Source organism: Microbacterium lacusdiani (genome assembly GCF_054779895.1).
On the sequence record NZ_BAAGXJ010000035.1, the window covers coordinates 1 to 660 of the forward strand.

At 68.8% G+C, this 660-nt stretch carries 1 protein-coding gene and 1 pseudogene; both read left to right on the forward strand.

Annotated features, from left to right (window positions below):
• On the forward strand, positions 1-335 hold a 335-nt coding region (locus ACYVGN_RS13390; RefSeq protein WP_460791360.1), incomplete at its 5' end, for a transposase.
• A 9-nt stretch (positions 336-344) separates the two neighbouring features.
• A pseudogene (locus ACYVGN_RS13395) lies at positions 345-660 on the forward strand (HNH endonuclease signature motif containing protein); the annotation flags it as partial.

Here is a 660-nt window from a genome sequence, read left to right on the forward strand (position 1 = left end):
GCGTCTACCAGCAGATGATCACCGCCTACCGCACCCCGAACCGGAAGGTCGGCAAGCAACTCATGGAGGCGCTCATCGACAACTTCACAGTCGGCATCCCCGCGGGCCTGGCCGAAGTCCGCAAGCTCGCCGCGACGCTCAAGAAGCGTCGCGCGGACATCCTCGCGTTCTTCGACCTCCCGGGCTCCAGCAACGGCCCGACTGAGGCGATCAATGGACGTCTCGAGCACCTGCGCGGCTCCGCACTCGGCTTCCGCAGCCTCACCAACTACATCACCAGATCCCTGCTCGAGACCGGCGGGTTCAGACCAGCGCTACACGCTCAAATGCGATGAGCCGCATTCGTGACCGCGGTGCGCGACGCCGCGATGCGGCCGCGCCGGGGCGGACCCCGGTTCGTGGACGCCGAGGAGGCCGCGAAGGCACAGGCACTGGTGGACGACCCACGCTCGAACGAACAGCTCCAGTACGACCTCTTCCTCGACATCATCCGCGCCGGCGCTGTCGCCGACGCCGAGACCGTGTTCGGGACGCGCCAGCCCGGGGTGCGGCTGGTCTCCGTGGTCGAGGACGGTCGCGTCTCCGGCGGCCACACCGAGGACGGCGGGCACTCCCTGCCCGCCCCCGCGATCGAGCAGGCCATCTGCAACACCGGGTACA